Here is a 4,712-nt window from a genome sequence, read left to right as displayed (position 1 = left end):
TGCAGGTACTCTTCCTTCAACTAATACCTCTTTAGACGAAACAGCATTTGAATATGGTCTTCCTCTCTTCAATCCCGTCTCTTCATCCTCATACTGTCCCTGAAAACGGAATGGAATTAAATTCTTTTCACCTAATGCTTCCTCCGTTTTTACACTCCCATAGATATCCAGATTTCTTTCCCTCTTCATCATAGGCTTCCACTGGAGTTCCCAGATAGTCACTTATAATACTGTAATTCCCATCCTTAGTGATTTTTCCTCTGGGAATAAAGTCATCCTGAAATACCCATGTAATCAGATTATCCGGTATATTTTCTCCCTGCCCTGCTTCTTTTTTTGCTTTTTCCTCCTCTCGTTTTTCCAGCTTCAAAATATAATCCGCTTTGAAAGCATTTCTTTGCTCACCTCTATTTGTTCACCATCTAATGAATCTAACAAAAAATTATATAGCCAATCATTTATGTTTGATTATTTTCCATTAAGTCAAAAAATGCTTTAATAGAATCACATACCCAAACTGGATTCTCCACATCATCACAATATATCATATATACATTTTCATCTCTTACATCCCAATAAAAATAATCACCACCTTCATTTCTTGCCAATGGATATAGATGCTTATCTATAATTCCATCTTCTCTGTCATTTTTTACTATTTTTTCAAAACTACAGTTTCCATATTTTAATTCAACAATCTTTGCTACCCCAAATTCTTCTTCATCAACTGTAAAAATACATAATCTAATCTTATCACCATTATGTTGTAAATAATATTCTTTAAGCATTGTCGGAAAATTAATATTATACTTATTCTCAATTTCCAATACCTCACAACTTGAAATATGGGTGTTTTCACTTTTTTCTTTTACAAATCCGTACATCTATCTCCTTTTCTTGTTATATGTCGGTCCGTTAACACTATCATACTGTGCACAACCTCCCGAATGTGGTTTCGATGCATTATGTGCTTCATCCATTACTAATTCCATTGTAATTGTATTTTTTTCAACATTATAATCATCCAAATGATGCCACACATAACCATCTGGTGTTTCTAATAATCCCATTGCTTGATTTGACATTTGCTCTACAACTTTCCGCCAGCATTTTCCACTACCGGCATGCGGTACTCCGTACCGTTCTTTAACATTCCATAAATGATACTGATTAATTGGCCTACAGTCGTCTGTTTCCCTGCTTGGTAGCTACATCCTTCCCCTTACCACTGGAGGATAAATGAAGTGGTGCAATCCCGGCGAACTGTGCCAGTTTATTAGCATTAGCGAAACGTTTGATATCACCGATTTCAGCAAGAATCTTCACTGCTGTGATGACATTTACACCGGGAATGGTTGTAAGTGTGCAGCCAAGCATCTTATACATCTGTTCCAGCATCTTGTCTACCTCTGTCAGTTGGCTGTCATAGTGCTGTAAATCACTGACTATGCTAAGAGTCACCATATCCCTTGCATCTTGATAAGCATTGTTTTTCACCTTATCACTGGCTACCGCATCCAAGATTTTCTCGCAGGTCTTGGTGGAGCATTTATTGTGGCTGACAGGAACAAGTTCCGCTCGCAAATCTTCCACAGACTTACCTTTTAGATACTTTTTGGATGGGTAATGCTCCCAGAAATACAGTGCAGTAGGTCTGCTGATGTCATTAAAAAATGACTTGTAAGACGGATATGCAATACACAGCTGCTCGTGCAACTGATTAACCAGTCTGGTTCTCTGCTTCATGATGTTATCCCTGCGATGCACCAGCTGACCAAGTGACCAGTATGCATCATTAGGGCAGGCATCCGGAAGTTTATCAAGCATATTTAGAGTTGCAAGTGCAATAGCTTCTGCATCGTCGCTATCGCTCTTGCGATACATGGCACCACGGTGCTTTGCCTGACGATGAGAAATAGCAGTATTTACGTCCTTAACCAGATACCCCTTGTCAATAAGGTTTTCGGTAATGGGTGTCCTTATGTGGAGACATAATTAAATAAATTTTGATAATTTGTTATTCTCGAAACAATTTCCCCATCCACTACACTCATTAAACGAATATTTCTCAAAAGGCTTAATATCAACTAAATCAACATTATTTTTTTTCATAATATCAACTGCTTGCTCTATTTTTTTTAATGTATTGATACTATAATCACATAATTTAGAATATAGTTCACATGTTCCACATTCGAATATTATTTTTAAAAACAAATGTATTTCTTGATTAGAGTTGCTATACAATCTATGCAGATATTTGAATTCTTCTTCTGTAATATATTCCGCATCCTCCATAGTATCTTCTAATATACTATTAGGCATATATTCCGCAAGTTCGTACATCCAATCATCAATGTATTGAATCTTCGTATATGACCATAATTTTTCTAACAGCCACCTCCATTCTTCTTTATTGCAGTTATAATGCAACAATACGTTTTCAAATGAGCTTATTAAATATGCCATTCTGCCTCTAATTGATATATTTTTTAATTCTTCCATTTACCTCTTCCTTCCAATTAATGAGAAAACACATCTGCAACTCTATCACCAAATATATATATACAATTTTCGCACACCGGTTTTGATACATTGTTTTTAGTATTAATAGTATACAAATATAAATCAGAAGCATTTGCTCCCGAATTCAATGCTTGATTTACAGCATCCACTTCAGCACAATTACCTAATCGATATTGATTCAAAGAACTTTCTGGCAACCATGATTCTAGCGATAAATTAAGCGTATCTCCACTCAACTGTACACCTCTGTTCATTCCATAATAATAATTACCAGTTCTTGCATCTGTTGTTGCGATGGTATAGTTGTTCTACCACTCTCAATACCACTTCCCCCTCCCAGCAAAGCCTGCTGTGCCAAGCCCTGCGCCGCTACCGGATATTCGGTATACTGCCCCGGCGGTCAGCGCTCCGGCTGATGCTTCAAGTTGTGCGGTAGTAATACCCAGCCCCCTCTCTCGCAACCCCTAAAGTTTCATATGTTTTGCAAAATTATAAACACTACATGCCCACCGAGAATTAAAAACATTCTCGTTTAACATTTCTATTTGTTTTCGGGCTACCCTTAATATCATCATATCATCATCTGCAGGCTCATATCCCAAAATAACTTCCTTGACCACACCTTTTTGATAGATTCCAAGTAATAAAGCTAACAATTTCTGTACTTTTTTATCAATAGTATGATTGCTCTCTTTCATCAACTCGCTATGACCGGGACTCCTGTTTCCACGGAAAGCCCGCTGCCGGACACATTACCTGGCACACCCCGTTCTCCACAAACGTGTGCACACTCTGGATAATCCCCCGGAACAATACCTGCTCACGGTTGTCACCGTCCTCCTGTACCGTAATCCTGACCGCTTCCTCCTGCAGCCTTCTGATGTCCGGCATTCCCGCCAGATACCCCCGGAGCGTCACTTTTCCGTGCTCTCCCGGCTTTATTTCCATAAAAAAATCTGCAACTGCGGTAATATTTAAATAGTTGCAAGTCGGCAGGCTCTATAGACATAAAAAGCTTGCTATTTCTTAAAAGTCACATTTTTGAAAACCTTTAAGGAGCTCGTCTATTTTTTCAATCTCTGGATGCTCCGTGTTACTAATTGTAATAAACTCTACATATTCTCCTAACTTTTCAATTATCTCAGTTTTTAGTTGACTGTAACGAATCACTTGTTTTTCCCATTCTCCTGCAATAGGCTCTTTCAGGTTGAACTCAATATCATGAGAACCTTCTTCCTTCTCTGCCTTTACAATGCTTACCATTACTTCTTCATTTGTTTTTCTAAATTCAATCCATGTATTATATGATTCAACATCACTAAGCGCAACATAATCTTTTAATGACAAATATTTAATAACCCTTGCCAACCTTTCAAACCAATCATATAGTGAAACTTTATCCATAACTGTTTCCAGCTCTTTAGGATATATTTCTCCATATTTACACTCATTACACTTAATTTGAAAAAAACCATTTTGCCCTACAAAATCATCATACTCACTATGAACTACTCTGTAATATAATTCAAACATATGTATCTCCTATCTAAAATCGTCTACCGTATACTGATATACACCATACGCAGTATCAAATGTTCCGTCATCCTTTATAAAAACATTTATAATTTCTCCATTTATCTCTACTGAATGTATACCAGTTTTAGCTTGACTTCGTAATGTATTGTATGCCTCTTGTGTATACTTTACAACTTCATCCTGAGACCAGTTTTTATTAAAAAATGGTGTATTAGCTAATTTGTCGGCTAACTGTTCGTCAGTTAAATACTTTGCTTGTTCTGACATTCCCTCAAATGTATGCTTCTTAATATGTTGAATACTATTTTTAGATAATTGTATTACATCTGCAGCATTTCTCCCTCCCGGCAAAGCCTGCTGTGCCCATCCCTGCACCGCTGCCGGATATTCAGTATACTGCCCCGGAAGGTATGGCTGCTTCAAGGCTGCGCTTTCCCGTCTGCTCCGTCAATGTCCAGTTTCAGGTACACCGATTCCTTCTCCCGCTTTTCTACTGTTCCACGCAGGGAAACTCCAGCCACAATACCTGTTACGAATACTTTTTCAAATATCTAAAGAAAGAGGAAACCAACCGTAAATGCTATCATTCTCTACAGGAGTTACAACTGTCCATATTTGAATACATAGAAGGATACTATAATTCAAAACGA

The 4,712-nt window shown here is 37.5% G+C and carries 11 protein-coding genes and 1 pseudogene; 1 reads left to right on the top strand and 11 read right to left on the bottom strand.

The features are described 5' to 3' along the window. The 11 genes from Q5O86_RS01530 to Q5O86_RS01480 form a co-directional block, all read right to left on the bottom strand. Nucleotides 1-189, bottom strand: a 189-nt coding sequence (locus Q5O86_RS01530) for a hypothetical protein (protein WP_302625385.1), incomplete at its 3' end; no start/stop codon positions are given. After that, nucleotides 128-370: a hypothetical protein gene (locus Q5O86_RS01525; protein ID WP_178838495.1), complete on the bottom strand. Its 243-nt coding sequence runs from the start codon at nucleotides 368-370 to the stop codon at nucleotides 128-130. The genes Q5O86_RS01525 and Q5O86_RS01530, both read right to left, overlap by 62 nt. Before the next feature lie 88 nt (nucleotides 371-458). Beyond that, nucleotides 459-884, bottom strand: coding sequence for an SMI1/KNR4 family protein (locus Q5O86_RS01520; protein WP_118583361.1), 426 nt, complete (start codon nucleotides 882-884; stop codon nucleotides 459-461). Next, nucleotides 885-1,085 (bottom strand): HNH endonuclease, encoded by a 201-nt coding sequence (locus tag Q5O86_RS01515; protein WP_118588416.1) that lies wholly within the window; start codon nucleotides 1,083-1,085, stop codon nucleotides 885-887. 94 nt (nucleotides 1,086-1,179) lie between these two features. Continuing rightward, nucleotides 1,180-1,971 carry a transposase gene (locus tag Q5O86_RS01510; RefSeq protein ID WP_330409168.1) on the bottom strand — a complete coding sequence of 264 codons (792 nt, stop codon included), beginning with the start codon at nucleotides 1,969-1,971 and terminating at the stop codon, nucleotides 1,180-1,182. Between the two features lie 24 nt (nucleotides 1,972-1,995). Then, the gene (locus tag Q5O86_RS01505; RefSeq protein WP_118583355.1) at nucleotides 1,996-2,505 is read right to left on the bottom strand and encodes a hypothetical protein; all 510 of its coding nucleotides are present in this window, start codon (nucleotides 2,503-2,505) and stop codon (nucleotides 1,996-1,998) included. 17 nt (nucleotides 2,506-2,522) lie between these two features. Further along, a complete protein-coding gene (locus Q5O86_RS01500; RefSeq protein ID WP_243086226.1) occupies nucleotides 2,523-2,762 on the bottom strand; it encodes a hypothetical protein in 240 nt (79 codons plus the stop codon). Nucleotides 2,763-2,990: 228 nt separating this feature from the next. Further along, nucleotides 2,991-3,224, bottom strand: coding sequence for a hypothetical protein (locus Q5O86_RS01495; RefSeq protein WP_055169679.1), 234 nt, complete (start codon nucleotides 3,222-3,224; stop codon nucleotides 2,991-2,993). Nucleotides 3,225-3,231: 7 nt separating this feature from the next. Beyond that, a complete protein-coding gene (locus Q5O86_RS01490) occupies nucleotides 3,232-3,474 on the bottom strand; it encodes a hypothetical protein (protein WP_055169682.1) in 243 nt (80 codons plus the stop codon). A 78-nt stretch (nucleotides 3,475-3,552) separates the two neighbouring features. Beyond that, a complete protein-coding gene (locus Q5O86_RS01485; RefSeq protein ID WP_055169686.1) occupies nucleotides 3,553-4,059 on the bottom strand; it encodes a hypothetical protein in 507 nt (168 codons plus the stop codon). A gap of 9 nt (nucleotides 4,060-4,068) precedes the next feature. Further along, nucleotides 4,069-4,485 carry an EndoU domain-containing protein gene (locus Q5O86_RS01480; protein ID WP_118583723.1) on the bottom strand — a complete coding sequence of 139 codons (417 nt, stop codon included), beginning with the start codon at nucleotides 4,483-4,485 and terminating at the stop codon, nucleotides 4,069-4,071. Nucleotides 4,486-4,595: 110 nt separating this feature from the next. Between Q5O86_RS01480 and Q5O86_RS01475 the strand changes: the two are divergent. After that, nucleotides 4,596-4,712 (top strand): annotated as a pseudogene (locus tag Q5O86_RS01475) (IS3 family transposase); the annotation flags it as partial.

The sequence above is a fragment of the uncultured Eubacterium sp. genome, from assembly GCF_937958975.1.
Classification (GTDB): Bacteria; Bacillota; Clostridia; order Lachnospirales; family Lachnospiraceae; genus Eubacterium_G.
Note: the sequence above shows the minus strand (reverse complement) of the source record. Positions and strands in the feature narration are given on the sequence as shown.

Coding starts and splice junctions, on each gene's coding strand:
- Q5O86_RS01485 (WP_055169686.1), bottom strand. CDS start 4,059: ATGTTTGAATTATATTACAGAGTAGTTCATAGTGAGTATGATGATTTT.
- Q5O86_RS01505 (WP_118583355.1), bottom strand. CDS start 2,505: ATGGAAGAATTAAAAAATATATCAATTAGAGGCAGAATGGCATATTTA.
- Q5O86_RS01515 (WP_118588416.1), bottom strand. CDS start 1,085: ATGTCAAATCAAGCAATGGGATTATTAGAAACACCAGATGGTTATGTG.
- Q5O86_RS01490 (WP_055169682.1), bottom strand. CDS start 3,474: ATGGAAATAAAGCCGGGAGAGCACGGAAAAGTGACGCTCCGGGGGTAT.
- Q5O86_RS01520 (WP_118583361.1), bottom strand. CDS start 884: ATGTACGGATTTGTAAAAGAAAAAAGTGAAAACACCCATATTTCAAGT.
- Q5O86_RS01495 (WP_055169679.1), bottom strand. CDS start 3,224: ATGAAAGAGAGCAATCATACTATTGATAAAAAAGTACAGAAATTGTTA.